Raw genomic sequence first — 25,822 nt, 5'->3', positions numbered from 1 at the left:
TGTGCGCCGGACTATGCCATGGACGCGGCGGACTGTCTGTGTCGTGGTCCGCGGATGGCCGCGCTTCCCCCATGTTTCTGGTGCGGCTTTTGCGATGCCGGCCGCACCTTTTGCCAAGCGCACCCTGTCAGGCGGTGTCGGGCGCCCCTATGTCGAAGGCTGGGCTGCGGCCTGAACCGTTCGATCCGAGACCAAACCGGAGAGTTTTCATGGAAAAGAGACATCTGGGCCGTACAGGTCTTTCCATCGCGCCGCTGGTGTTCGGGGGCAATGTCTTCGGCTGGACCGCGGACGAGACCACGTCCTTCCGCCTGCTCGACGCCTTCTTCGATGCCGGCTTCAACGCCATCGACACGGCCGACGTCTATTCCGCCTGGGCGCCCGGCAACCAGGGCGGCGAGTCCGAGACGATCATCGGCAAATGGCTGCGCCAGACGAAGCGTCCGCGCGACGAGATCGTCATCATCACCAAGGTCGGCTCCGACATGGGCGAAGGGAAGAAGGGGCTTTCGGAAACGTGGATCCGCAAGGCCGTGGACGATTCGCTGCTGCGGCTGAACACCGACCATATCGATCTCTACCTCTCGCACTGGCCGGATGCCGAGACGCCTTACGAGGAAACGCTGGGCGCCTATGACGCCCTCGTCAAGCAGGGCAAGATCCGCGCCGTCGGCGCCTCCAATCTCGATGCGGGGCAGCTGCGCCAGTCGCTCGACGTTGCCGCGGAACACGGCCTGCCGCGCTACGACGTGCTCCAGCCGGAATACAATCTCTACGACCGCGCGAGCTTCGACGGCGCGCTGCGCAATCTGTGCATCGCCGAGGAGATCGGCGTCATCACCTATTACAGCCTCGCCTCCGGCTTCCTGTCGGGCAAGTACCGCTCGCACAAGGATCTCGAGGGCAAGGCGCGTGGCAAGGGGGTGGAGAAATATCTCGATGGCCGCGGCATGCGCATTCTCGGTGCGCTCGACGACATCGCGGCGGAGAAGCACGCGACGCAGGCCGAGATCGCGCTGGCCTGGATCATGGCCCGCCGCGGCGTCACCGCGCCGATCGCCAGTGCCACGAGCCTCGAACAGCTGCAGAGCCTGACGAGATCCGCCGATATCGATCTCTCGGACGAGGATTGCCAGCGGCTCAACGAAGCCAGCGAATAGTTGACGCGCGGTCGCGTCCGTCTAAGCTGACGCTTTCGACGCGCTTCGGATAAGGAAAACGCCATGGCGAAAGAGATCTTCGTTTCCTACGGCATCGATGTGGATGCGGTTGCCGGCTGGCTCGGCTCCTATGGCGGCGAGGACAGCCCCTGCGACATCTCGCGCGGCGTCTTTGCCGGCAAGGTCGGCAGCGTCCGCCTGCTGAAGATGTTCGAGACATGGGGCATCAAGACCACCTGGTTCATTCCCGGCCACTCCATCGAGACCTTCTGGGACGAGATGAAGGCGGTGGCGGACGCCGGTCACGAGATCGGCATGCACGGTTACAGCCACGAAAACCCGATCGCCATGACGCCGGAGCAGGAAGAGGCGATCTTCGACAAATGCGTCGATCTGATCACGCAGCTCTCCGGCCGGCCGCCGCGCGGCTATGTCGCGCCCTGGTGGGAGTTCGGCTCCAAGACCAATGCGCTTCTGAAGGAAAAGGGCATTCTCTACGACCACTCCCTGATGCACAACGACCACTTCCCCTATTACGTCACCGTTGGCGACGAATGGACGAAGATCGATTATTCGCAGCATCCCTCGACCTGGATGAAGCCCTATGTCGCGGGACCGGAGACGGATCTGATCGAGATCCCCGCCTCCTGGAACCTCGATGATCTCCCGCCGATGATGTTCATCAAGGCCGCGCCCAACAGCCACGGCTTCGTCAGCCCGCGCGATCTGGAACAGCAATGGCTCGACCAGTTCGAATGGGTCTACGAGAATTACGACTATGCCGTTTTCCCGATCACCATCCACCCCGACGTTTCCGGCCGGCCGCATGTGCTGAAGATGCACGAACGCCTGTTCGAAACGCTCAAAGGCTATGAAGGCGTGAAATTCGTGACGATGGAGGAGATCGCACAGGATTTCGCCACGCGCTACCCGCGCGCCGATGCGGAGCGGCCGAAGCCCTGACATGTGCGGCCTCTGCGGTGCCTTCAGCAATGCCGACCACTGGAGCCAGGGCGGTGACGTGGCGCGCGTCATGCCGGCTGCGGAGCGCATGCGGCAGGCGGCGGCCGCCAACCGCGTGCTCGCCGCCCGCGGTCTGAAGCTGTCGGTCTGGGCCGATCGTTTCGTATTGCGCGGACCGACGGGCAAAAGCATCGTGGTCGATCATCTCGGCGCGTTGTGGCCGGCGGCCGACAGCCTTGGCGGCCGCTTCGATCCGCTCGATCTCGGCCTGATGGCGCGGCTGGAAGCGGCGGGATGACGCGGGAGCTGATCACCGCCAACGTGCTGACCGGCTTTCTCGGCGCCGGCAAGACGACGCTCCTCAACCGGCTGCTGTCGGGGCCTGATCTCGCCGACACCGCCGTGATCATCAACGAGTTCGGCGATATCGGCCTCGATCATCTCCTGGTGCAGTCTGTCGACGGCGATATCGTGCTGCTGAAGAGCGGTTGCGTCTGCTGTACCGTTCGCGGCGATCTGAAGGATGCCGTGCTCGCGCTGTTCGAGCGCCGCGCCCGCGGCGACATTCCGCCCTTCCGCCGTCTCGTCATCGAAACGACGGGGCTTGCCGATCCCGCGCCGATCATCGCGACGCTCGCCGCCGACATGATGCTCAAATATCATTTCGCCATCGGCAATGTCGTCACGGTGATCGACGTGCCGAACGGCCTGCACAATCTTGAGACCTTCGAGGAGGCGGCCCGTCAGGTGGCGCTCGCCGACCGCATCGTCCTCACCAAGACCGATCTCGCAACTGCCGAGGCGTGCCATGCGCTGCGCATCGCCGTTGAGGCGATCAACCCTGCCGCCGTCGTGACATCGGGTGACGACAGCGGCACTGTCGCCGCTCTGCTGACGCAGGATATTCACGACCTCGCCTCCCGCCCGGCGGAAGCGCGGCGATGGGTGGCCTCCGCCCGGCATGGCGACCATTACCACGGGGGCGCGGACCGCAACCGGCACGGCGAGATCCGCGCTGTGTCGCTGACGATGGATCGCCCCATTGCCTGGGCCCGCTTCTCGCTCTGGCTGTCGCTGCTGGTCCATCGCCACGGCACGCGCATCCTGCGGCTGAAGGGGATTCTCGATGTGGAAGGGGCCGCATCGCCCGTCGTGGTGCACGGCGTCCAGCACCTGATCCATCCGCCCTTTCACCTCGACGCATGGCCGTGCGAGACGGCGAGCCTGCTGGTGCTCATCACCGATGGCGATCTGGGCGATCTCCAGCGCTCCTTTGCCGCCTTCATGGGTACGCAAGCCGAGGTCCGCACCGCTATTCCGGCAAGCCTGTGACAGGAAAAAGCCCTCGGCGAACCGGGTTCGCCGAGGGCTTGAGGTGGTGACGTCAGCGCTCTGACGCTGTGCCTATCCGCGCAGCACGCCGCCGGTGGTCTTGGTGACGTTGGCGACGATCTTCGCGGTCAGGGCCTCGAAATCCTCGTCTGTCAGCGTCCGGTCGGCCGGCTGGATGACGACTTCGACGGCGACCGACTTCTTGGCCTCGCCGAGCGCGGCACCTTCGAAGACGTCGAAGACGGTGACGCCTGCGACCAGCTTGCGGTCGGCACCCGAGGCTGCCTTGACGATGGCGGCAGCCTCGACCGCGCGATCCACCACGAAGGCGAAGTCGCGCTTCACGGCCTGGAACGGTGAGAGCTCGAGCGCGGGCTTGGTGCGGGTTGCCTTCTTCTTCGGCTCGGGCAGGGCATCCACGAACACTTCGAATCCGGCAAGCGCCCCTGAGACGTCGAGAGCCTCCAGCGTCTTCGGATGAAACTCGCCGAAGTGGCCGAGCGTGATCTTCGGACCGTATTTGATGGTGCCGGAGCGGCCCGGATGGAACCAGCCGGGGGCGCCCGCTTCGATCTGCACATTGGCCATGGGCACGCCGCAGGCTTCCAGCACCGCCAGCGCATCGGCCTTGGCGTCGTAGACATCCACCGGCTTGCCGCTGCCGCGGCTTGCATTCGACCAGGCGCGGCCGGCACCGGAAAGGCTCGCCGTGCCACGACGGATGCCGCCCGCAACGCGCCGCTGGCCCTCGGGCCGGTCGTTCTCATAGGTGCCGGAGACCTCGAAGATCGCGACGTCGCCATAGCCCTTGTCGGCATTGCGCTGGGCGGCGGTCAGCAGGCCGGGCAGCAGCGAGGGCCGCATGTCCGACATATCGGCCGCAATCGGGTTCGACAGGGCCAGCGCCGGAGCGCCGCCGCCGAAAAGGGTCGCCTGCGCCTTCGGGATGAAGGACCAGGTGACGGCCTCCAGCATGCCGCGGGCGGCAAGTGCGCGCTTGGCCAACCGCGTGCGGATCTGCAGCGTCGTGAGGATGCGGGTGTTGACGGAGACGTCGCGCTCAAGCGGGACCGGTCGGATATGATCGACCCCGTGGATGCGCATGACCTCCTCGACCAGATCGGCCTTGCCATCCACATCGGGACGCCAGGAGGGAACCGTCACGGTGAAGCGCCCGTCGTCCGCGCCGTTCTCGACAGCAAAGCCGAGGCCGCGCAGAATGGCGACGCTCTCCGCGGCGCCGACCTCCAGCCCCGTCAGGCGCTTGACCTCGGACACCGGGAAATCGACGGTTTTCGGCGTCGTTTTCGGCCCGTCCACGATACGCGCCGCGGCCGGCGTGCCGCCGCACAGCTCCAGCACGAGCTCCGTCGTGCGGTCGAGCCCCGGCACCATATAGGCCGGATCGACGCCCCGCTCGAAACGGTAGCGCGCATCGGTGATGATCCCCAGGCTGCGGCCGGTACGGGCGATGTTCATCGGGTCCCAGAGGGCCGATTCGATCAGCACGTCGGTGGTGGTCTCGTCGCAGCCGGAATGCTCGCCGCCCATGACGCCGCCGATCGATTCCAGACCGTTCTCGTCGGCGATGACGACCGTGTTCGGCGTCAGCGTGTAGGTCCGCTGGTCGAGCGCGAGAATGGTTTCCCCCTCGACGGCGCGGCGCACGGTGAGATCGCCCTTCACCTTGGCGGCATCGAAGACGTGCATCGGCCGCCCCCGGTCGAAGGTCATGTAGTTGGTGATATCGACCAGCGCGTTGATGGGGCGCAGGCCGATGGCGAGCAGCCGCTTCTGCATCCAGGCGGGGCTCGGGCCGTTCCTCACGCCGCGCACGAGGCGCAGCGCGAAGCCGGGGCAGAGATGCGTGTCGGTGCCGAGGTCAAGACGGACCTCGACCGGCGTCTCGCCCTCGGTCGAGAACGCGGGCGCCGGCTGCGTCTTCAGCGTGCCGAGGCCGGAGGCTGCGAGATCGCGGGCAATGCCGTGAATGCTGGTGCAATCCGGCCGGTTCGGCGTCAGGTTGATCTCGATGATCGGGTCGTCGAGCCCGGCATAGGCGGCAAAGCTCGTGCCGACCGGCGCATCCGCCGGCAGGTCGATGATGCCGTCATGGCTGTCGGACATCTGCAGCTCGCGCTCCGAGCACATCATGCCGCGGCTTTCCACGCCGCGGATGGTGCCGACGGACAGCGTCACATCGATCCCCGGCACATAGGCGCCCGGCGCGGCAAACGCCCCGATGAGGCCCGCGCGCGCATTCGGCGCACCGCAGACGACCTGCACCGGCTGCCCGGCACCGGTATCCACCATCAGCACCTTCAGCTTGTCGGCCTGCGGATGCTTTTCGGCGGACAGGACCTTGGCGATGACGAAGGGTTTGAACGCCGCCTTGTCGTCGATATCCTCGACCTCGAGCCCGATTGCCGTCAGGCGCGTGCAGATCTCGTCGAGCGAGGCGTCGGTATCAAGGTGGTCCTTGAGCCAGGAGAGTGTGAATTTCATGATGTTTCTACTCGTAGGTCAAATTTTTGTTGCAAGCGCGTACGATATTTCTTCGATGCTCAGCCGAGATTTTCCATAACCTTCATTTCTAATAGCTTTTAGCAAATGGGCTAGCGCGATCCCGACTTGATTTTCCTTTCTGCCGCTCTCTTCCGCTGAGATGCAGGTTTGAAGCTCAAATAGGTTTCTGCAGACTGCATCAGACGAGATAACCGAAATGACAAAGTACGACCTCCGCATTTCACCTAAAGCATCGATATGTTTCTTGTTGTATTCAAGTTTTTCAGTCTCATTATTAGCCGAAATCGTTTGATAATGGAGCTTATTAGCTAGAGATCCGAAGTAATTCGCGTACTCCCTTCGACGAATCTCTTGGAGATGATTCTTTAAATCGGCTCTCTTTTGGAAAAGATATGCTATGGCGCCGACGATCGCTGATAGAAAAATGCCAAGGAGCGCTAGCCACTCAGGTTTATTGATCAAATCTGTCATCGGTGCTCCTCTTCACGTCGTTTGATCGGAAATCTCACTGTACTCGCTCAGCCCCCGAACAGCGTCGTCATGTCGAGCGGGCGGAAGCCGTTTCCTTCGCGGCCGGTCCCGGCCCGGATATCAAGAATTCTTCGTTGCCTTCACATGCGCCGCCAGCACGGCATTGATCCGGCTCTGCCAGCCCGGTCCGGTCCGGCGAAAATGCTCGACCACGGCGTGATCGAGCCGCAGGCCGACGCGCTCCTTGACCGGCTCCTTCTGCGGTCCCCGCTGGCCGCGGGATCGTTCCAGGGCCTCGAGGATATCAGGCAAGGCATCCGTCACGGGGTGGAAATGCTTCAGGTCTTCGGCTGTGATCTCGCGAACCTCGCCGTCCTCGTCAGTGAGAGGGGGAAGGTGATCCGGAAGCGTCGAGATAGGCTTTCTGTTCACGCTCATTGGCTTTCCTTAAAGATATGACCCGCATCCTGCCGTCTCTCGGCGTCCAGCAGAGAACATGAAGGCGCGCCTGAATGAACCCGAAGACGAGGAAGCGCGGCTCACCGTAATCGGAGCGGCTGTCGATGACAGTCACGGCCGATGAGGGATCCATCTCGGCCGCTGACGCAAAATCGATTCCCCGCTCCCGCAGGTTCTTCTGTCGCTTGTCCTCGTCCCACTCCAAGTCCATATTCTACCACAGATCTCAATTTGTGGCCACAAATAAATCAGCCGCTCAGGCCCCCGAACAGCGTCGGCATGTCGAGCGGGCGGAAGCCGTAATGCGACATCCAGCGGACGTCGGCGTCGAAGAAGTTGCGCAGATCCGGCATGCCGTATTTCAGCATGGCGATGCGGTCGAGGCCCATGCCCCAGGCGAAACCCTGGTAGACGTCGGGATCGAGACCGCCGGCGCGCAGCACGTTCGGATGCACCATGCCGCAGCCGAGGATCTCCATCCAGTCGGTGCCCTCGCCGAACTTGACGATCGGGCCCGACGAGCGGTCGCACTGGATATCGACTTCGAAGCTCGGCTCGGTGAAGGGGAAGAAGGAGGGGCGGAAGCGCATGGTGACGCTGTCGACCTCGAAGAAGGCCTTGCAGAATTCCTCCAGCACCCAGCGCAGATTGGCGACGTTCGCCTTCGTGTCGACCACGAGGCCCTCGACCTGGTGGAACATCGGCGAATGGGTCGCGTCGGAATCCTGCCGGTAGGTCTTGCCGGGAATGATGATCCGGATCGGAGGCTTCTGGCCTTCCATGGTGCGCACCTGCACGGGCGAGGTGTGCGTGCGCAGCACCTTGCGCGCACCGTTCTCGTCCGGGGGGAAGAAGAACGTGTCGTGCATTTCGCGGGCGGGATGGCCTTCCGGGAAATTCAGCGCGGTGAAATTGTAGTAGTCCGTTTCGATGTCCGGACCTTCGGCGATCGAGAAGCCCATATCGGCGAAGATCGCGGTGATCTCGTCGGTGATCTGGCTGATCGGATGGATCCGGCCGCGCTCGGCGGGCGATGCGCGCACCGGCAGGGTCACATCGACGGTCTCGCGGGCCAGGCGCTCGGCAATCGCCGCGTCCTTGAGATCCGCCTTGCGGGTTGCGATCGCCTCGCCGACCACGCCTTTCAGCGCGTTGATGGCCGCGCCGCGCGTCTGGCGCTCCTCCGGCGTCATCGTGCCCAGCGTTTTCAGCAGCTCGGAAACCGACCCCTTCTTGCCGAGCGCGGAAAGGCGCACCGCCTCGATCGCGGCCTCGCTGTCGGCGGAGGCGATCTCGCCGAGAAGAGTGGTTTGCAAAGTGTCGAGGTCGCTCATTCGTCGTCTGCCTTGTCGATGGGGCGTGTTCAAAAACGGAAAAAACCCGCGCTAGCCTGCCAGCGCGGGTTTCCCAAAGTCGTCTGTCGTCAGGGAAGCGCTGGCTTACTTGACCGCGCTTTCAAACTCGTTCTTCGTGCCGGCGTCCTTGAGGTAGGACAGGGCGTTCTTGGAGGCTTCGATGAGCGCGCCGAAGGCAGCGGCTTCATGGATGGCCATGTCCGACAGAACCTTGCGATCGACTTCGATGCCGGCCTTGTTCAGGCCGTCGATGAAGCGGCCATAGGTCAGGCCATGCTCGCGGACGGCAGCGTTGATACGCTGGATCCAGAGCGCGCGGAAATTGCGCTTGTTGACCTTGCGGTCGCGGTAGGCGAACTGCTTGGAACGATCGACGGCAGCCTTGGCTGCACGGATCGTGTTCTTGCGGCGGCCGTAGAAACCCTTGGCTGCCTTGAGGACTTTTTTATGCTTTGCGTGAGCGGCTACGCCGCGCTTTACACGTGCCATGGTATGATCTCCTTAAAATCCAATAGTGCCAGACGTCTCAGAGACCGTTGGGCAGGTAGTTCTTGATGACCTTCTTGCCATCGGGCTCGGCCAGAACCATCGTGCCGCGGGCGTCGCGAATGAACTTGTTGGACCGCTTGATCATGCCGTGGCGCTTGCCGGCGGCAGCTGCTACGACCTTGCCGGTCGCGGTGATCTTGAACCGCTTCTTGGCAGAGGACTTCGTCTTCATCTTGGGCATTTTGCTACTCCATTCTGATTATGTGAGGTGACTGACGAGGTCGCCTCGAGCGTAAAAGAACGGCCACGGCATGCCCTGCCGGACCGTTCGGACGGCGGCTTATAACCGCAGGACGGGGAAAGAGCAACAGTCCGACCGCGGGATTCTCATGAGCGAGGACGTCCGCCCGCCAGAAACGGCAGGATGAGCGAGAGCCCGGTGCCGACGAGGGCGGAGACGACGATCAGCAGATGCGTGTTGACGCTGGCGCCGGCGAGCGTCTCCAGCGCATCCGGCGCGCGCGATGCGCCGAGTGCTGTGGCACCGGCCGCAATGCCGGCCGGATAGGTTCCCACCCCTGCGGGTGCGTGGAGGGGCAAGACCGAGGAGATCTCGCCGCCCAGTGCACCTCCGACGCTTGCCGAGAGCGGCCCGACGCCCATCAGCGCGAGAACCCAGGCGAGCACTGCCACCTTGATGCCCCAGTTGACGACGGTGAGGAACCAGGCGCGGCCGAAAGCACCGAGATCGGCGGGAATGCCGGCATCGATCTCGTCGGTCACCCGTGTCAGTTTTGCTGGAAGATGCCGTTTCGCAAGCCTGACGACACTTTTGCGCAAGGGAAACAGGAGAAGGGGCAGCACGAGAAAGAGCGCCCATAGCCATCCCGCAACCGCAGGCCGCGCGGCCGTCGCGACCAGTCCCACGCCGCCGGCGGCGAGAAGGGCATGGAGATCGAGCAGGCGCAGGACGAAGAGGGCCGAGGCGCCGCGCGCCAGCGGCACACCGAATTCCGAGCGCATCAACAGGGGAAAGCTCGTCTCGCCGGTGCGCAGCGGCATCATGATGTTGAGGAGATTGTGGATCTGCGTCACCCGGAAGAGCGCGAGAAAGCGGCCTTTCGTCTCGTGGCGAAAATAGTCCTGCATGCGATGGGTGCGGATGATGTAGGTGACCACCAGCAGCGCCAGCGCCATCGTGCCCGTCCCCGGCCCCACGGCCCGCCATCGCGAGAGGATCTCGCCCCATCCCAGGAACCACTGCAGGAAGAGGGCATAGAGACCGACGACGCCGAGGGTAAGCAGCAGCATACGGTTGTGTTTTCTCGACGTTTGCACGCTCTCGTCTCCCCGGCCGTCCCTGCGACGGCATGCCGCCCTGCGCTGCGGATTGCTCCCCGCGGCCGCCTGCTATAACGGAAGCGCGGGAAAAACCAGATAGATCCGGAGCGCCACGTGCGGGAACCCACGCCAGAAACAGAGACTGCGGACGAGATCGCAGGCGAGGTCGCGCTTTCGATCCTCATTCCGGTCTGCAACGAAGAGGAGAGCATTTCGCCGCTTTTCGAAAAGATCTGCGATGCGATGCAGGGTTTTGGCAGGCCCTTCGAGGTGATCATCGTCGATGACGGCTCGACGGACGGGACGCTGGCGCAGCTGCGCCGGGAATTCGCCCGGCCCGGGCTCGATCTGCGGATCGTCGAGTTCCAGCGCAATTTCGGCAAGGCGGCGGGCCTGCAGGCGGGCATCGACGCGGCGCGCGGTCGCCTGCTGGTTACGCTCGATGGCGATCTTCAGAACGACCCCTACGATATCCCGCGCATGGTCGCGGTGCTGGAAGAGCGCGGCCTCGATCTTCTCTGCGGCTGGCGCAAGGCGCGGCAGGACGGGCTCGTTCTGCGGCTGATCCCGTCCTGGTTCGCAAACCGGCTGATCCGCAAGATCACCGGCGTGCACATTCACGATTACGGCTGCGGCCTGAAACTCTACCGCACCGACATTCTCCGGCAGATCCGCATTCTCGGCGGCATGCATCGCTTCATCCCCGCCTGGATCGCGACCGTGGTGCCGACATCGCGCATCGGCGAGATGGTGGTGAATCACTATCCCCGCCAGTTCGGCGAATCCAAATACGGGATCTCGCGCACCTTCCGCGTCTTTCTCGATCTTCTGTCGGTGCTGTTCTTCATGCGCTTTCGCCAGCGCCCGGCCCAGTTCTTCGGCTCCATCGGCCTCGTCTTCGGGGCGGTCTGCAGCCTGATGTTCATCCATCTCGCCTGGACGAAGTTCGTGCTCGGGCAGGACATCGGCACGCGGCCGATGTTCATCATCGCCGTGATGCTCTTCATCGCATCGGTGCAGATGATCACCACCGGCATCGTGGCGGAGATGCTGGCGCGCATGCAGATCGGGGAAACCAACTATATCGTGCGCCGCGTCCACGGCCGGGACGCCTGACGTGATCGAAGCATTGTCGCGGCGTCGCGGGTGGCTCGCAGGACTTCTCGCCCTCTATTTCCTCGTCAACATCGCGCTCAGGCTCGCCCTGCCGGCCTCGCTGGAACTCGACGAGGGGCAGCAACTGTTCCTCGCGCAGTGGCTGGCCGTCGGTTACGACAGCCAGCCACCCTTCTACAACTGGCTGCAATATGGCGTCGTCCAGCTTCTGGGCGATACCGTGCTGGCGCTGTCGCTGCTCAAGAATGCGATGCTGTTTGCCTGCTACGGGCTGGTGGGCATGACGGCGGCCCGGATCATCCGCAATCCCGTTCTCATTGTCATCGCGGTGCTCGGGCTCCTCACCGTGCCGCAGGTCGTCTTCGAGGCGCAGCGCGACCTCACGCACACCGTGGCCGTGCTCTTTGCCGCCTGTCTCTTCGTCTATGCGCTGGTGGCGACCCTGCAGCAGCCGACGGCCGGCCATTATGCGCTGACGGGGCTTGCGATCGGGCTCGGCACCATCGCTAAGTACAATTTCGTTCTGCTTCCCGTCGCGGCTCTCGTCGCCGTCCTGCTCGATCCCGTCTTCCGGCGGCGGCTTTTCGATGTGCGGCTGGTGCTGACGGCCGTTGTCGCGGCCGCGATCGTGATGCCGCACGGCGTGTGGTTCCTCGAGCACTTTCGGACGGCGACGGACCGGACGCTCGGCAAGCTGACGCAGGACGGCGATGACGGCCGGCTGGACCAGATCGCGGACGGTCTGATCTCGCTCGCGCAGGCCCTGATTGCCTTTTCGGTGGTGACGATCGGCGTGTTCGCCGGCATCTTCGCCCGGCTGCTGCCGGCCGCATGGCGCGCGGAAAGCGCCTGGTCGCGGCTGATCGGCCGGATGTTGCTCGTCCTCGTCGCAGCGCTCGTGCTGCTCGTTCTGGTCGGCGGGGCCTCCCACATCAAGGATCGGTGGCTGACGCCGTTCTTCTTCCTGCTGCCGGTCTATCTCGCGCTGAAGATCGATCTTCTGGACCAGCCGCTCGGCGCTGCGCCGAAGCACTTCGGCCGGATCGCCATCCTTCTCATGGTCGCCGTTCCCCTTGTGCTTTTCGTGCGCGTGCCCGCGGCCCGGCTGACCGGCGACTACAAGAAGATCAACGTGCCCTACCAGCCCGCGATCGAGGCGATCCTGGCGACCGGTCGTCACCCCCCGACGCTGATCGCGACCGCCGACCTGCAGATGGCCGGCAATCTCCGCCTCAACGCGCCGGGCATACCGGTGATGATACCGGGCTACGAGGCCTTCCAGCCGCAGGTCGCCTTCGATGCCGGGCATCCCCTGTTGATGGTGTGGCGCGACGAGGGGCACGCGGATGCGCCGCTGGCGCCGCTGCTGCGGGACTGGCAGGACGCCTATGTCCGCGCCGCCGCCGGCGGCACCTCCCGGCCGGTCGAGGCGCAGGACATCGCGCTGCCCTATCACTACGGCCGGCCGGGGGATCTCTATCATGTTCGCTATGCGTGGGTGTATCCGCCGACGCCGTGAGGGCTCACGCGAAAACGCCATGAAAAAGCCGTCCGGGACGATGTCGCGGACGGCTTTTGGATGCTGGCCGGGCGTTCCCGGCAGCGCGTCTCGCCCGGCGTTATCTCGGGGCGAGCACCATCATCATCTGGCGGCCTTCGAGCTTGGGCTCGGCTTCCACCTTGGCGATGGTGGTCGTGTCTTCCTTGACCTGAAGCAGAAGCTTCATGCCGAGTTCCTGGTGCGCCATTTCACGGCCGCGGAACTTCAGCGTCACCTTGACCTTGTCGCCTTCCTCGAAGAAGCGGTTCATCGCGCGCATCTTCACCTCGTAGTCGTGGGTGTCGATGTTCGGACGCATCTTGATCTCCTTGATCTCGATGATCTTCTGCTTCTTGCGGGCTTCGGCGGCTTTCTTCTGGGTCGCGTACTTCATCTTGCCAAGATCGAGGATCTTGCACACCGGCGGTTCGGCGTTCGGCGAGATCTCGACGAGATCGAGGCCGGCTTCCTCTGCCATGCGGAGTGCCTGGTCGGTCGGCACGATGCCCTGGTTGCCGCCCTCGGCATCAATCAGCTGGATCCGGGGAACGCGGATCTCCTTGTTGGAACGGGGGCCGTCCTTGACCGGGGCATCATTTTTGAAAGGTCTGCGAATGGTCGTACTCTCCTCGAGTTGTTGACGACGTTTTGATGTTCGACGAGGCAGGATCCGAAGGCGGCGCTGGCCGCGGGATTGCCTTGATCGTTTGAGGCGACGTCTTTACCACAGGCCGGAAAGAAAATCACCACCTGTCATGCGCCCGCAAAATCTGTTTTAGAACAATTTCGGTCACCTCTTTGCCCGAATGTGCCGCTTTGGCCTGAAGACGTCGTCTTGGAAGGAACGGATATGTCGCTCACCCCCCAGCTTGTCCAGCCGGAGACCCTGACTGTCGGAACGGAGGCCGCCGCACGGCGCATCGCCTACATCCTCCAAGCTGGCACCGACGAGACGAAGCCGACCCTCGTCTGGCTTGGTGGCTACCGCTCCGACATGAGCGGCACGAAGGCGGTGGAGATCGAGCGGCATGCGCGCGAGACGGGCTGTGCCTGCCTGCGGCTGGACTATTCCGGCCATGGCGCGTCCGGCGGCGCCTTCCGCGACGGCACGATCTCGCGCTGGCTGGAGGAGAGCCTTGCCGTGATCGACCACGTCGTCCGCGGCCCGATGATCCTCATCGGCTCGTCCATGGGCGCCTGGATCGCGCTGCGCACTGTGCAGACCCTGCGGGCCCGCGGCGAAGGCGAGCGGCTCCAGGGGCTCGTGCTGATCGCGCCGGCGCCGGATTTCACAGTCGATCTCATCGAGCCGAACCTGACGGACACGGAGCGGACCTCGCTTGCCGAGCGCGGCTATTTCGAGGAGCCGACGCCCTACGGCCCCGACGCCAACGTCTTCACCTCGGCCCTCATCGAGGACGGGCGGGCGAACGTGGTCCTCTCCGGCATGATTGAGACGGGATGCCCGATCCACATCCTCCAGGGCATGGCGGACCCGGATGTGCCCTTTGCCCATGCCCTGAAGCTGATGGAACACCTGCCGGCCGACGACGTCGTCATGACGCTGATCGGCGACGGCGATCACCGCCTGTCCCGCCCCGAGGATATCGAGCGGATCCTCGCGGCGATCGACGGCCTGACGGCGGGCTGATCCCGCCGCGACCTTTTCAGGTGCCGCGCTGTCTCAGGCGCGCAGGGCTTCGCGTGCCGTGGCCGCTGCGCGCTGGTTGACGAGGGTTGCCAGCGTGCGGGCCTTTTGCAGGCAGGCTGGCTGCTGGTCGAGGAAGCGGCCCGAGTCGATTTCCATGATCAGCGTCGTATCGGGCAGGAAGGTCAGCTCGGAGAAGATCTCCTCCCAGGCGATGTCGCCCCAGCCGATCGGCAGGTGCAGGTCGCCGATGCCGAGCGCCGTCGCCTCCGCCGGGTGGTAGAAGGTCTTCTTGGTGGAGGGCAGGCCGAAGCTGTCATGGACGTGCAGATGGCCGGTGACCGGCGCCATGGCGCGCAGCTCGTCGCGGAAATCGAGCCCCTTGAAGGTCGATTCGATATAGGCATGCGAGAAGTCGATCAGCGCCACGACATGGTCGGAGCCGATCGCCTGCACCGTCTCGGCCACCTGGCGCGGCGTCTGGCGGTACTGCCCGCTTTCGGTGGTGAAGATGTTTTCCAGCACGATGCGTACGCCGTAGCCGCGGGCGATCTCGCCCATCTCGGCCAGTGCATCGCGCTCCATGCGGTCGAGATCCGCGCCGTTTTCGTCCGGTCCGAGCAGGGCGGCACCCGAATGATGCACGAGAATGCCGGCGCCGAGCCGGTCGCAGAGCTCGAGCATGGCGCGAACCACCTTCTTCTGCAGGTGCAGGTGCTGGCGGTCCATGAAGTTGGAGACGATCTGCCCGTGCAGGGAGAGTTTCTGGAAGCCGTAGGGCCGGACGATATCGATGACCCGCTGCGTGCGGTCCTCGATGATCCGGCCGCCGGCGATGATCTCCTCGCCATAGATGCCGATCTCGCAGGCATTGGCGCCGGTCTCGGCGATCTCGCGCAGAGAGGCGTCGAGCTCGGACAGGTCGCCCCTGCCGGTGCGGTTGCAGAAGCCAACGGCGGAAATGATGTCGCTCATGGATGAATCGTCCTCATCGTCTGTTGAAATCGGTCTGTCATCGCGGCGCGGTACGCCGCGAGGATACGGTTCGGTCAAACGGTTTCCGCAGCCTGGCGGACGGGCTCCTGCCGCCCCGCCGAATGCGTCACGTCGAGGCGACGCCCGGTTTCCCGGTCGAAGACGTGCAGCTGGGCGGTCGGCAGGGCAAGGCCGATCAGATCGCCGGGCACCACACGGATATCAAGCGGGATGGCGGCTGCAAAGGTGCGGCTGCCGAAGGCCACATGGACGATCCGCCCCGAGCCGAGCTCCTCGACGAAATCGACCCGGGCCGGCAGGCCTTCGCCGACCGGCAGCACGCGGCATTCCTCCGGGCGGATGCCGAGCGTGACGTCGCGCCCGGCAAGGGCGGCAGCCATGGCGGCAGGCACCGGGATCGCCAGATGCTCGTGGCGGGCGACGGGCGCGGATGCGTCGATGCGCGCATCGATCAGGTTCATCGGCGGCGCGCCGATGAACGAGGCGACGAAGGTGCTCGCCGGGCGGTGATAGATGTCGAGCGGCTGGCCGACCTGCTCCACATGCCCCTTGTTCATCACGACCAGCTTGTCGGCGAGCGTCATCGCCTCCACCTGGTCGTGCGTGACGAAGACGGAGGTGGCCGACAGCCGCTGGTGCAGCTTGCGGATTTCTGCCCGCATGGTGACGCGCAGGGTGGCGTCGAGATTCGACAGGGGCTCGTCGAACAGGAAGACGCCGGGTTCGCGGATGATGGCGCGGGCCATGGCGACGCGCTGGCGCTGGCCGCCCGAAAGTGCTGCCGGCCGGCGCTCCAGATAGTCGCCGAGCCCGACGATCCTGGCGGTCTCGACGATGCGGGTGCGGCGCTCGGCCTTGGGAACGCCCGCCACCTTCAGGGCATAGCCGATATTGTCGGCGACCGTCATGTGCGGATAGAGCGCATAGTTCTGGAACACCATGGCGCAGCCGCGCTCGCGCGGTTCGAGCTTGTTGACGACGCGGCCGTTGATCTCGATCTCGCCGCCGGTGATGTCCTCGAGCCCCGCGATCATGCGCAGCAGCGTGGACTTGCCGCAGCCGGAGGGGCCGAGGATGACGACGAATTCGCCGGAGGCGAAGGCAAGGTCGATGCCGTGCAGGGTCGCGGTCTTGCCGTAGGATTTGCGGACGGCCCGGATGGTGATGTCAGCCATGGGTGAAGCCTTTCTGTGAATGCTGTTCAGCGCCGGAGGTCATTTTTCGCTGGAGACGAGGCCGCGCACGAACCAGCGCTGGAGGACGGCGACGACGAGGAGCGGCGGCAGCATGATGATGAGGGAGCCGGCCAGCGTGACGTTCCAGTCCGGCGTGCCGTTTTCGGAAGGCAGCAGCGCGACGAGCGACATCATGGTGGTCTTGTAGGTGGGATCGGTGACCATCAGGAGCGGCCAGAGATACTGGTTCCAGCCATAGACGAACATGATGGTCGTCAGCGCCAGCATCGTCGTGCGCGACAGGGGCAGGACGACGTCGAAGAAGAAGCGGATCGGCCCCGACCCGTCCATGCGGGCAGCCTCGGCCAGCTCGTCCGGCAGCGTCAGGTAGAACTGGCGGTAGAGGAAGGTGCCGGTGGCCGTCGCCACCAGCGGCAGCGTCAGCCCGGCATAGGAATTCAGCAGGTTCCATTCGATCGAGACGGTGATGCCGGTGACCCAGGCGATCAGCAGGCGGATCGGCTCGAACAGATCGGCGGCCACCGCATAGGTCGGCACCACGCGCACTTCGAGCGGCAGCATCAGCGTGATGAACACGATCCAGAAGAAGACATGCTTGAAGCGCGTGCGGAAGAACACGATCGAAAAGGCCGTCATGGCCGAGAGCGCGACCTTTCCGAAGGTGACGAGGCTCGCCATGATGAAGCTGTTCAGCATGGCCGTGCCGAGATTGGCCCGCTGCCAGGCCTCCGCCATATTGGCCAGAAGCTGGTTCTGCGGCAGGAAGTTGAACGGCACGGCGTTCACCTGCTGCACCGTCTGGCTGGCGCCGGCGACGATCACCGCAAAGGGGCCGATGAGGAGGAGAAAGCCGAGCGCCATCAGCGCGTAGGTGAAGGCGTCGGCGTAAGGGGTGCGCTGGATCACGGCCGTCTCACTTGTAATGAACGCGCCGCTCGATGAAGCGGAACTGGATGAAGGTGAAGATCATGATGAGACCGATGAGGACGATGCTCTGGGCGGAGGCGCCGGAATAGTTGAGGCCGCGGAAAGCTTCCTCGACGATGCGGTAGACCATGACCTCGGTGCCGTGATTGGGACCGCCATCCGTCGTGCGGGCGACGATGCCGTAGGTGTCGGCACCGACGAAGCCTTCGGTCATCATGGTCACGAGCAGGAAGAACAGGGTAGGCGCCAGCATCGGGATCTGGATGTCGATCGCCCGCCGGATCGGCCCGGAGCCATCCATCGCGGCCGCTTCGGTCAGCGATTTCGGCACGGATTGCAGCCCGGCCAGCAGGAAGATGAAGGTGTAGCCGGCCCATTTCCAGGCAAAGACGACGATAACGAGGATCAGCGCGTGGCTGCCGTATTTCGCCGGATTCCAGAAATCTGGAAAGGCAGAATTCACCGAGGCCATCAGCCCGCGTTCGGGCGACAGGATGAAGCGGAAGGCCATGCCCGCGGCCGGACCGGCAATGGCGTAGGGCAGGATGTAGAGAAAGCGCACGGCGCCCGAGCCCGGCAGCTGCCGGTCCACGGCCAGCGCCAGCACGAGGCCGATGAAGATGGTGCTGAGCGTGCCGGCCAGCGCGAAGATGAGGCTTACGACGACCGAGTTCCAGTAGAGCGGATCGGCGAACACGTCGCGGAAGTTGGCAAGGCCGACGAATTCGGCCGCTCCGCCGAAGGGCGGCTCCAGCGTGAAGGCCCAGCGGACGACGGCGACGGCCGGCCAGTAGAAGAACAGCGCGATCAGCGCGAGCTGCGGCAGGGCGAAGGCGGTCGGAAGCCACCAGCTTCGAAAGACGGCGCGTTTGTCCATGATGTGGGAACCCGAAAGTAAGCAGACGGCAGGAGAGCCTGCCGCAGGTCGCGGCAGGCCCGAGGATGGCGGCGGGATCGCTTAGTTCAGCGTCTGGCCGGCATAGGTCTTCTCGAAGCGGCGCAGGACGGCATTGCTGCGTTCGGCGGCCTTGTCGAGTTCGGTCTGCACGTCGGCGTTCTGCATGAAGATCGCCTCGAGCGCGGTGCCGACTTCCTTGCGGATCTGCGTGAAGCCACCGAGGCGGATGCCGCGGGTGTTCTCCGAGGTCGGCGTGTAGGTGAGGCTGGCGATCGCCAGTTCACGACCCTTGTAGGGCGCCTTGTCGTAGAAGCCGTTGGCCTTCATGGCATCGAAGCCGGTCTTGGTGACGGGGATGTAGCCGGTGACCGTCGACCACCACTGCGCCATCTCCGGCGTGCCGAGATAGTTGAGGAAGGCGGCCGCGCCCTTGTACTGGGCATCGGGAAGGCCGGCCATGACCCAGAGCGAGGCGCCGCCGACGAGCGAGTTCTGCCGCTCGGTGCCCTTCCAGACCGGAAGCATGGCGACCTCCCACTTCACGCCTTCCGGCAGGGTCTTGCCGATCGTGCCGTGGTCGGCGATCGAGGTCTGGATCATCTGGCAGGTCTGCGAGGTGAAGGCGGGAACGACGTCCATGCCGAGCTGCTTGGTCTTGATCACCACCAGCTTCTCGTCGGCCATCTTCTTCAGGAACGTCACCTGGTCGACGAACTTGGTCTTGTTGAAGACGACTTCGGCATCGAGGCCCTTGTAGCCGTTGGCCTGCGTGGCGATCGGCTGGTTGTGGATGGCGGAGAACTGCTCCATCGTCGCCCAGGTGTCGAAGCTCATGCCCATCGGGCATTCGTAGCCGGCAGCCTTCAGCTTGCGCGCGGCCTCTTCGACCTGCTCCCAGGTGTCCGGCTTGAAGTCGATGCCGGCTTTGGCGAAGGCGTCGGCATTATAGTAGAACATCGCCGTGGAGGAGTTGAACGGGAAGGAGTTCAGCTCGCCGGCCGCCGTCGCGTAATAATTGGCGATGCCGCCGAAATAGTTGTTCCAGTCGATCGTGTAGCCATTGTCGGCCATCAGCGTCTTGGCCGGAATGAAGGCTTTGGACAGCATCAGGTCCAGCGTGCCGGCATCGTAGATCTGGGTGATGGCCGGCTGCTTCTTGGCGCGGTAGGCCGCGATCGTGTTCTGCAGCGTGGTGTCGTAGCCGTTCTGCGAGGTGCAGACGATTTCGAAGTCGCCCTGCGACTGGTTGAACTTCGAGCAGGCTTCCTGCACGCGCTCGCCCAGATCGCCCGACAGGCCGTACCAGAATTCGAACTTGGTCTTTTCCGCATGGGCCGGGGTGGCCGTGAAGGTCGTGGCGGTGAGGGTGGTGGCGGCCAGAAGGCCCGCCAGGACGGATGTCAGAACGGAGAGTTTCATCGCTTGTGCCTCTTGCAGGGACGGGAAGGCCTATCCGGGCTCGAGGCCACGGATAAATCCTCGCCGCTGCTAGCAGCCGGGCATGACAGTCAGGCGTCGGTTTGTTTACGGAATCATGACTGTGGGAAGGACGCCGTGCGGCGCCCGCAAAGCCGGCAAATGGCCAAAGGACGGCGCAGGCACGGCGTTAACCTTTGCGACACGGCGACAGTCATCTCGAAAAGATGAATTTTTTCAGAGACATAGAGGAGGTGATGCCGAAATGTCTCCCATTTTAACCATATGGATCGATCGCCAAATCTTCAGATTGACGCAGGGGGAAGGAGGCTGTTAACTTTCTGTTAACGATTAGAGCGGTGCGCGCAGCCTTCAAGACGCGAAACCGGCGTTGTTGTCACTTTTCGAGCGGGGACCGGACGTCGCATGCTGTGCGGCGAAGGCATCCCTGCGCCATAGGGGATGTGCATGGCACAGATGACGGGGCTCAAGGGAATGGTCGTCGCGTTCGCGAGCCTTCTCGTATCGGCAGGTGCCGCCGTACCGGCGCTCTCGGCAACCGCACTGTCCATGCAGACGGGCGCCATCACGTCCCAGCCCATCGGCCATTACGAATTCTGCAAGACGCATGCCGCCGAATGCGACATCCGCACACGCTCCACGCCCGCACCCCGCGTCACCGCCTATGGCTGGTCCGTCATCCGTTCCGTCAATGCCGACACCAACCACGAGATCACGCCGATGACCGATCTCGAGCTCTACGGCCGGGACGAGGTCTGGGCCTATCCGGAAACCGCCGGCGACTGCGAGGACTACGTTCTTCTCAAGCGCAAGCGGCTCATGGAAAAGGGCTTCTCGCCGGCGGACGTGCTGATCACCGTCGTGCGCAAGCCCGACGGCGAAGGCCATGCGGTCCTGACCGTGCGCACCGCCCAGGGCGACTTCATCCTCGACAATCTCGACGACGACGTGAAGCTCTGGACCAAGACGCCCTACCGCTTCCTCAAGCGCCAGGCCTCGTTCAACACCGGCCGCTGGGTCACCATCGAGAACGGTGCCGAAATCGTCGTGGGTTCGGTCGGGCGGTAACGCCCGGCGACCGCCGGGACGTACCCAGACGCGCCTGAGAACGTCTCAACTGTTGCCGATCAGAATGCCCGCCCCCAGCACCAGCCCGCCGCCCAGCACCACCTGAAAGGCTGCGCGCAGAAACGGCGTTTCCATAAAGCGGTTCTGGATGAAGGCGATGGCCCAGAGTTCGATGAAGACGACGGCGACGGCGAGCGTGGTTGCGGTCCAGAAATCCGGGATGAGATAGGGCAAAGCGTGGCCGAGGCCGCCGACGGCGGTCATGATGCCGCAGGCAAGGCCGCGCTTCAGCGGCGACCCGCGCCCGGAAATCTTGCCGTCGTCATGCGCCGCCTCCGTAAAGCCCATGGAAATGCCGGCGCCGACGGAGGCCGACAGGCCGACGAGAAAGGTCTGCCAGGTATCCTGCGTGGCAAAGGCGGCGGCGAAGATCGGCGCCAGCGTCGAGACCGACCCGTCCATCAGGCCCGCGAGCCCCGGCTGGACATAGGTCAGCACGAACTGCCGCCGCGCCGTGTCGTCTTCGGAGGCCTTGACGTCGTCCGGCGCGTGCCGTGCGCCGAGCATCCGGGCGATGTCCTCGTGACCTTCCTCGGCCAGCGCGAGATCGCCGAGCAGCTTTCGCGTCTCCGCATCCCCGGTGCGTTTGGCCGCCTCCTGATAGAAGTTCTGCGCCTGCCGTTCCATGGCTTCGGCTTCGTGGCGCATCCGGTCGAGCGTCAGGTTGCGCTGTAGCCAATCCGGCTTCTGGCGGATGAAGCCGCTGACATGCTCGCGGCGGATCAGCGGGATCCGCTCGCCGAACCGGCGGCGATGCATGTCGATCAGCATGTTGCGGTGCGTATGCTCGACCGCCGCCATGTCCTCGAACACCTTGGCGGAGGCGGGATAGGCAGCGCGCACGTGATCGGCATAGGCGAGATAGATCCGCGCGTCGTCTTCTTCCGACGAGATCGCAAGCGCGAGAATTTCCTGCTCGCCCAAACTGTCGAAGGCGCGGCGGGAACGGGAAAAGAAGCTCGTCAGCATGGTCGGTCCTGAATTTAGAATAATTCTAAACTAGACCTTTTGGCCGCAAGATCAAGGCCGAATGCGCGCGGCCGATCCCGGAAGCCTGGCGTCGGTGCGCAGCTGCGGGATGGCGCGGCGTTTCGTCATTGCGCGGAAACGACGCCGAACCCGCACGACGGCGCGGGAACAAAACCACACGCTCCACGTTCACTTCGGCAATTCGGAATCATTGAACCCACGGAGAATGACAATGGACGTTAACGGCGTAGGCTGGCTCGCAGCTATCATCATCGGCGGCTTTGCAGGCTGGCTCGCAGAACAGTTCATGAAGTCCAATATGGGCGTGTTCATGAACATCATCCTCGGCATCATCGGTGCCGTCGTCCTCAACGCGATCCTCGCCGCCATCGGCGTATCGCTGGGCGCAGGCTGGATCGCTTACCTCATCACCGGCTTCATCGGTGCCTGCATCCTCATCGCCATCGGGCGCATGGTGCGCCGCTAAGCGGTCTGCAGCATCCGAGCGCGAACGTTTCTAGGAGATCAACATGCTGACATTCGCTGCCGAAGGCAACGGTCAGGGCAAGCTGGAAATCAACGGGCAGACGGCGCCTGTGACGTACGAACTTGTCGTCGCCCGGGAAGAAGACGATTCGCGTCAGGTGCGCATCCGCCTCAACGCCCCGCGCGACTGGCTGCTCAACCAGGGCTTCAAGGGTGAGGCGACACTCGTGCGTGCCAATGGCGACCGCATTCCCGTCCGTCGCGAAGGCGGGCTGGATGTGAGCGATGCCCTGTCGGTAACGCTCGAAGGGTACGACGATACGCGAAGCGACGCCTCGGACGTGGACGAGGCCTATCCCGAGCTGAAGCACTGACGTCCGCTGTCGATCGAAAATGCAAAAAGGGCGCCGATCCTCTCGGCGCCCTTTTTCTATTGTGCGTGTGCCGGACGATCAGTCCTTCGCGCGCTCGACATAGGAATTGTCTTCGGTCGCGATGACGACGCGGGTGTTCGCGACGATATGCGGGGGAACGAGCGTGCGGACGCCGTTCGACAGGATGGCGGGCTTGTAGGACGATGACGCCGTCTGGCCCTTGGTGACCGGCTCGGTTTCGACGATTTCGAGCGTCACGTGGCGCGGCAGCTGGATCGCGATGGCGAGACCCTCGTGGATCGACAGCGTCACGGTCATGCCGTCCTGCAGGAAAACCTTCTGGTCGCCGATATCCTCGGCCGTCATCACGAGCTGGTCGTAGCTCGCCGGGTTCATGAAGTGGAAGCCTTCGCCGTCTTCATAGAGGAAGGTGTGGTCGCTGTCCTCGACATAGGCGCGCTCGACCTGCTCGGTCGTGCGGTAGCGCTCGGAAACCTTCACGCCGTCGGAGATCCGGCGCATGTCCACCTGCGTCACCGGCGTGCCCTTGCCGGGGTGGAAGTTGGCGGCCGTGAGAACGACGTAAAGCTTGCCGTCGACGTCGAGCACATTGCCCTTGCGAACGGAGGAGGCGATCACCTTGACCATAAGTCTTCCTTGTAACTGATAAAGATGCATCGTAGAGCGTTGAAATCTGCCCATCTGCGATGCGGGTAAAACCGGATTTGGGCCGCACCTAGCGCATATCAGGGCAAATAGCCAGTGCGGGTCGCGCGAGCGGCACAGGAATGCCTGATCCATGAAGGGCGGATCGCACCCGCGAGCGATGCCCGACCCCGAACCGCAGATGGACCCTGCCATGACGCCAGCCGCAGCCTCCCCCTGGTGGACACCGCATGTCCACGCCGATCGCCGCCCGTTTCTGCTTGCCCGCAACCGGATCAAGGCGGCGCTGCGCGACTATCTCGCGCGCGCGGATTTCATCGAGGTGGAGACCGCGGCCCTTCAGGTCTCGCCCGGCAACGAAGCCCATCTCCATGCCTTCGAGACCGCCGCGATCGACCATGACGGCACGCGCACGCCGCTCTACCTCCACACCTCGCCGGAATTCGCCTGCAAGAAGTTGCTGGCGGCCGGCGAACGGCGCATCGCCTGCTTCGCACCGGTCTATCGCAACCGCGAGCGCGGACCCCTGCACCATCCCGAGTTCACCATGCTCGAATGGTATCGCACCGGCGAGACCTATCAGGCGCTGATGGCCGACTGCCACGCGATGTTGATGCGCGCGACGGAGGCTGCGGGAACGCGGAGGCTCGCACATCGCGGCCGTGTCTGCGATCCTGCGCTTGTGCCCGAGCGTCTGACGCTGGCGGACGCCTTCGACCGGTATGCGGGCATCGATCTTCTCGCAACGCTTGACCGCGATGGCGCGACCAACCGGGACGCCCTGGCCGCAGCCGTCGTCCGCGCCGGCATCCGCATGGCAGGCGACGACAGCTGGTCCGATCTCTTCAGCCGTGTTCTGGTCGAAAAGATCGAGCCGCATCTGGGCATCGGCCGGGCGACGATCCTCATGGAATATCCGGTGGCGGAAGCCGCGCTCGCCCGCCCGTCGCATGGAGATCGGCGCGTGGCGGAGCGGTTCGAGCTCTATGCCTGCGGCGTCGAGCTCGCCAATGCCTTCGGCGAACTGACGGATGCCGGCGAGCAACGGCGGCGGTTCGAGCTGGAGATGGCGGAGAAGAGCCGCATCTATGGCGAGCGCTATCCGCTGGACGAGGATTTTCTCGCGGCCCTTGCGATCATGCCGGAGGCGAGCGGCAGCGCGCTCGGTTTCGACCGTCTCGTCATGCTGGCGACGGACGCCGCCCGGATCGAGCAGGTGCTCTGGGCGCCGGTGGCAGGCACGGAAGCGGGACGATGAGCGGTCCGAGGGCAGGCCCGGGGAGCCGTGTGGTGCTGAAAAGCATCTCTCAACTGCGCGATGCCGGGCTCCTGGGCGAAGAGGCCGGCGATGTCGAGGCGGTCGCGCGCCGCTACGCCGTCGCCGTCACGCCGGCCATGGCCGCGCTGATCGATCCCGATGATCCCCGCGATCCGATCGCGCTCCAATTCGTGCCCGATATCGCCGAACTCGACCACAGGCCCGAAGAGCGCGCCGACCCGATCGGCGATGCCGCCCACAGCCCTGTCGAAGGCATCGTCCATCGCTATCCGGATCGCGTGCTCCTGAAGGCCGTGCATGTCTGCCCGGTCTATTGCCGCTTCTGCTTCCGCCGCGAGATGGTCGGCCCGGACGGTCTGGGAACGCTGGCCGCCGACGCGCTGGATGCGGCGATCGCCTATATCGCCGACCATAAAGAGATCTGGGAGGTCATTCTGACCGGTGGCGATCCGCTGGTGCTCTCGCCCCGCCGGCTCGCCGATATCATGGGGCGGCTCGCTGCCATCGACCATGTGAAGATCGTCCGTCTGCACAGCCGCGTTCCCGCCGTCGATCCCGCGCGGATCGATGTGGCGCTGATCGCCGCCCTCAAGGCGAGCGGCAAGACGGTTTATGTGGCGCTGCATGCCAACCATCCGCGCGAGCTGACGCAGGAGGCGCGCAACGCCTGCGCCCGGCTGGTGGAGGCCGGCATCGTCATGATCAGCCAGACGGTGCTGCTGAAGGGCGTGAACGACGATGTCGAAACGCTGTCGGCGCTCATGCGCGCCTTCGTGGAGACGCGCATCAAGCCCTATTACCTGCACCACCCCGATCTGGCGCCGGGAACGGCGCATTTCCGCCTGTCGGTGGAAGAGGGGCAGGCGCTGGTCGCCGCCCTGCGCGGCACGATTTCCGGCCTCTGCCAGCCGACCTACGTGCTGGACATCCCCGGCGGTCATGGCAAGGCGGTCATCGCAGCCCCGAGCATTGCGCCGTCCGGAGACGGCCACAGGGTCGAGGATTTCCGCGGCGGTCTCCACGACTATCCGCCCCGCTGAACGAGAAAAGCCGGCACCTTGCGGCG

Annotated in this window: 28 protein-coding genes; 12 read left to right on the top strand and 16 right to left on the bottom strand. The window is 64.4% G+C overall.

Going from position 1 to position 25,822, the window contains the following annotated elements:
- Window positions 1-209 precede the first annotated feature (209 nt).
- The 4 genes from LRX75_RS13795 (at window position 210) to LRX75_RS13780 (ending at window position 3,455) form a co-directional block, all read left to right on the top strand.
- On the top strand, window positions 210-1,160 hold the full coding sequence (locus LRX75_RS13795) for an aldo/keto reductase (protein WP_231815260.1): 951 nt from the start codon (window positions 210-212) through the stop codon (window positions 1,158-1,160).
- A gap of 63 nt (window positions 1,161-1,223) precedes the next feature.
- Window positions 1,224-2,123 carry a polysaccharide deacetylase family protein gene (locus LRX75_RS13790; protein WP_231815258.1) on the top strand — a complete coding sequence of 300 codons (900 nt, stop codon included), beginning with the start codon at window positions 1,224-1,226 and terminating at the stop codon, window positions 2,121-2,123.
- A 1-nt stretch (window position 2,124) separates the two neighbouring features.
- Entirely contained in the window at window positions 2,125-2,421 is a 297-nt protein-coding gene (locus tag LRX75_RS13785) for a hypothetical protein (RefSeq protein WP_231815256.1), read from the top strand.
- Window positions 2,418-3,455 (top strand): CobW family GTP-binding protein, encoded by a 1,038-nt coding sequence (locus LRX75_RS13780; protein ID WP_231815253.1) that lies wholly within the window; start codon window positions 2,418-2,420, stop codon window positions 3,453-3,455. Before LRX75_RS13785 ends, LRX75_RS13780 begins: the two co-directional genes overlap by 4 nt.
- Window positions 3,456-3,527: 72 nt before the next feature.
- Here the strand turns inward: LRX75_RS13780 and pheT are convergent, their stop codons facing one another.
- From pheT to LRX75_RS13740, 8 genes are all read right to left on the bottom strand, one after another.
- Window positions 3,528-5,960 carry a phenylalanine--tRNA ligase subunit beta gene (pheT, locus tag LRX75_RS13775; protein ID WP_231815251.1) on the bottom strand — a complete coding sequence of 811 codons (2,433 nt, stop codon included), beginning with the start codon at window positions 5,958-5,960 and terminating at the stop codon, window positions 3,528-3,530.
- A gap of 18 nt (window positions 5,961-5,978) precedes the next feature.
- Window positions 5,979-6,452: a hypothetical protein gene (locus tag LRX75_RS13770; protein ID WP_231815249.1), complete on the bottom strand. Its 474-nt coding sequence runs from the start codon at window positions 6,450-6,452 to the stop codon at window positions 5,979-5,981.
- A gap of 120 nt (window positions 6,453-6,572) precedes the next feature.
- Entirely contained in the window at window positions 6,573-6,890 is a 318-nt protein-coding gene (locus LRX75_RS13765) for a BrnA antitoxin family protein (protein ID WP_231815247.1), read from the bottom strand.
- On the bottom strand, window positions 6,832-7,122 hold the full coding sequence (locus LRX75_RS13760) for a BrnT family toxin (protein WP_231815246.1): 291 nt from the start codon (window positions 7,120-7,122) through the stop codon (window positions 6,832-6,834). The genes LRX75_RS13765 and LRX75_RS13760 overlap by 59 nt, the downstream gene beginning before the upstream one ends.
- A 37-nt stretch (window positions 7,123-7,159) precedes the next feature.
- Window positions 7,160-8,245, bottom strand: coding sequence for a phenylalanine--tRNA ligase subunit alpha (gene pheS / locus LRX75_RS13755; protein ID WP_231815244.1), 1,086 nt, complete (start codon window positions 8,243-8,245; stop codon window positions 7,160-7,162).
- A gap of 105 nt (window positions 8,246-8,350) precedes the next feature.
- A complete protein-coding gene (gene rplT, locus LRX75_RS13750) occupies window positions 8,351-8,755 on the bottom strand; it encodes a 50S ribosomal protein L20 (RefSeq protein WP_062595423.1) in 405 nt (134 codons plus the stop codon).
- Window positions 8,756-8,792: 37 nt separating this feature from the next.
- Complete coding sequence (gene rpmI, locus LRX75_RS13745; RefSeq protein WP_029620731.1) at window positions 8,793-8,996, bottom strand: 50S ribosomal protein L35; 204 nt, start codon at window positions 8,994-8,996, stop codon at window positions 8,793-8,795.
- A gap of 146 nt (window positions 8,997-9,142) precedes the next feature.
- Window positions 9,143-10,066, bottom strand: a complete 924-nt coding sequence (locus tag LRX75_RS13740; protein WP_231815242.1) for a lysylphosphatidylglycerol synthase domain-containing protein — start codon at window positions 10,064-10,066, stop codon at window positions 9,143-9,145.
- A gap of 144 nt (window positions 10,067-10,210) precedes the next feature.
- On the opposite strand from LRX75_RS13740, the gene LRX75_RS13735 reads away from it, so the two are divergent.
- Both LRX75_RS13735 and LRX75_RS13730 read left to right on the top strand, forming a co-directional pair.
- Complete coding sequence (locus LRX75_RS13735; protein WP_231815240.1) at window positions 10,211-11,212, top strand: glycosyltransferase family 2 protein; 1,002 nt, start codon at window positions 10,211-10,213, stop codon at window positions 11,210-11,212.
- A gap of 1 nt (window position 11,213) precedes the next feature.
- Window positions 11,214-12,731 (top strand): glycosyltransferase family 39 protein, encoded by a 1,518-nt coding sequence (locus LRX75_RS13730; protein ID WP_231815239.1) that lies wholly within the window; start codon window positions 11,214-11,216, stop codon window positions 12,729-12,731.
- A 100-nt stretch (window positions 12,732-12,831) separates the two neighbouring features.
- On the opposite strand, the gene infC is transcribed toward LRX75_RS13730, so the two are convergent.
- Window positions 12,832-13,368, bottom strand: a complete 537-nt coding sequence (gene infC / locus LRX75_RS13725; protein WP_092931434.1) for a translation initiation factor IF-3 — start codon at window positions 13,366-13,368, stop codon at window positions 12,832-12,834.
- 234 nt (window positions 13,369-13,602) lie between these two features.
- Between infC and LRX75_RS13720 the strand changes: the two genes are divergently transcribed.
- Window positions 13,603-14,403: an alpha/beta hydrolase gene (locus LRX75_RS13720; protein ID WP_231815237.1), complete on the top strand. Its 801-nt coding sequence runs from the start codon at window positions 13,603-13,605 to the stop codon at window positions 14,401-14,403.
- 33 nt (window positions 14,404-14,436) lie between these two features.
- On the opposite strand, the gene LRX75_RS13715 is transcribed toward LRX75_RS13720, so the two are convergent.
- The 5 genes from LRX75_RS13715 to LRX75_RS13695 form a co-directional block, all read right to left on the bottom strand.
- Entirely contained in the window at window positions 14,437-15,375 is a 939-nt protein-coding gene (locus LRX75_RS13715) for a sugar phosphate isomerase/epimerase family protein (RefSeq protein ID WP_231815235.1), read from the bottom strand.
- Window positions 15,376-15,449: 74 nt separating this feature from the next.
- Window positions 15,450-16,571, bottom strand: a complete 1,122-nt coding sequence (gene ugpC / locus LRX75_RS13710; RefSeq protein ID WP_231815233.1) for a sn-glycerol-3-phosphate ABC transporter ATP-binding protein UgpC — start codon at window positions 16,569-16,571, stop codon at window positions 15,450-15,452.
- Window positions 16,572-16,610: 39 nt separating this feature from the next.
- The gene (locus LRX75_RS13705) at window positions 16,611-17,498 is read right to left on the bottom strand and encodes an ABC transporter permease subunit (protein ID WP_231815231.1); all 888 of its coding nucleotides are present in this window, start codon (window positions 17,496-17,498) and stop codon (window positions 16,611-16,613) included.
- 7 nt (window positions 17,499-17,505) lie between these two features.
- Window positions 17,506-18,396: a carbohydrate ABC transporter permease gene (locus LRX75_RS13700; protein WP_231815229.1), complete on the bottom strand. Its 891-nt coding sequence runs from the start codon at window positions 18,394-18,396 to the stop codon at window positions 17,506-17,508.
- An 81-nt stretch (window positions 18,397-18,477) separates the two neighbouring features.
- Window positions 18,478-19,836, bottom strand: a complete 1,359-nt coding sequence (locus LRX75_RS13695) for an extracellular solute-binding protein (RefSeq protein ID WP_231815227.1) — start codon at window positions 19,834-19,836, stop codon at window positions 18,478-18,480.
- A gap of 465 nt (window positions 19,837-20,301) precedes the next feature.
- Here LRX75_RS13695 and LRX75_RS13690 point away from each other — a divergent pair, with 465 nt between their 5' ends.
- On the top strand, window positions 20,302-20,922 hold the full coding sequence (locus tag LRX75_RS13690) for a transglutaminase-like cysteine peptidase (RefSeq protein ID WP_231815226.1): 621 nt from the start codon (window positions 20,302-20,304) through the stop codon (window positions 20,920-20,922).
- A gap of 45 nt (window positions 20,923-20,967) precedes the next feature.
- On the opposite strand, the gene mbfA is transcribed toward LRX75_RS13690, so the two are convergent.
- On the bottom strand, window positions 20,968-21,951 hold the full coding sequence (gene mbfA / locus LRX75_RS13685; RefSeq protein ID WP_231815224.1) for an iron exporter MbfA: 984 nt from the start codon (window positions 21,949-21,951) through the stop codon (window positions 20,968-20,970).
- A gap of 232 nt (window positions 21,952-22,183) precedes the next feature.
- On the opposite strand from mbfA, the gene LRX75_RS13680 reads away from it, so the two are divergent.
- Together LRX75_RS13680 and LRX75_RS13675 are read left to right on the top strand one after the other, a co-directional pair.
- Window positions 22,184-22,438 (top strand): GlsB/YeaQ/YmgE family stress response membrane protein, encoded by a 255-nt coding sequence (locus tag LRX75_RS13680; protein WP_062471330.1) that lies wholly within the window; start codon window positions 22,184-22,186, stop codon window positions 22,436-22,438.
- Between the two features lie 43 nt (window positions 22,439-22,481).
- Window positions 22,482-22,811 carry a hypothetical protein gene (locus tag LRX75_RS13675; protein ID WP_113149482.1) on the top strand — a complete coding sequence of 110 codons (330 nt, stop codon included), beginning with the start codon at window positions 22,482-22,484 and terminating at the stop codon, window positions 22,809-22,811.
- Window positions 22,812-22,889: 78 nt separating this feature from the next.
- On the opposite strand, the gene efp is transcribed toward LRX75_RS13675, so the two are convergent.
- Window positions 22,890-23,459, bottom strand: a complete 570-nt coding sequence (efp, locus tag LRX75_RS13670; RefSeq protein ID WP_231815222.1) for an elongation factor P — start codon at window positions 23,457-23,459, stop codon at window positions 22,890-22,892.
- A gap of 211 nt (window positions 23,460-23,670) precedes the next feature.
- On the opposite strand from efp, the gene epmA reads away from it, so the two are divergent.
- Window positions 23,671-24,735: an EF-P lysine aminoacylase EpmA gene (gene epmA / locus LRX75_RS13665; RefSeq protein WP_231815220.1), complete on the top strand. Its 1,065-nt coding sequence runs from the start codon at window positions 23,671-23,673 to the stop codon at window positions 24,733-24,735.
- Window positions 24,732-25,796, top strand: a complete 1,065-nt coding sequence (locus LRX75_RS13660) for a lysine-2,3-aminomutase-like protein (RefSeq protein ID WP_231815217.1) — start codon at window positions 24,732-24,734, stop codon at window positions 25,794-25,796. The genes epmA and LRX75_RS13660 overlap by 4 nt, the downstream gene beginning before the upstream one ends.
- Window positions 25,797-25,822: the final 26 nt, after the last annotated feature.

The organism is Rhizobium quercicola (assembly GCF_021168455.1).
Lineage (GTDB): Bacteria > Pseudomonadota > Alphaproteobacteria > Rhizobiales > Rhizobiaceae > Ferranicluibacter > Ferranicluibacter quercicola.
The sequence above is the reverse complement of the archived record's forward strand: the minus strand, read 5'-3'. Positions and strand labels throughout refer to the sequence as shown.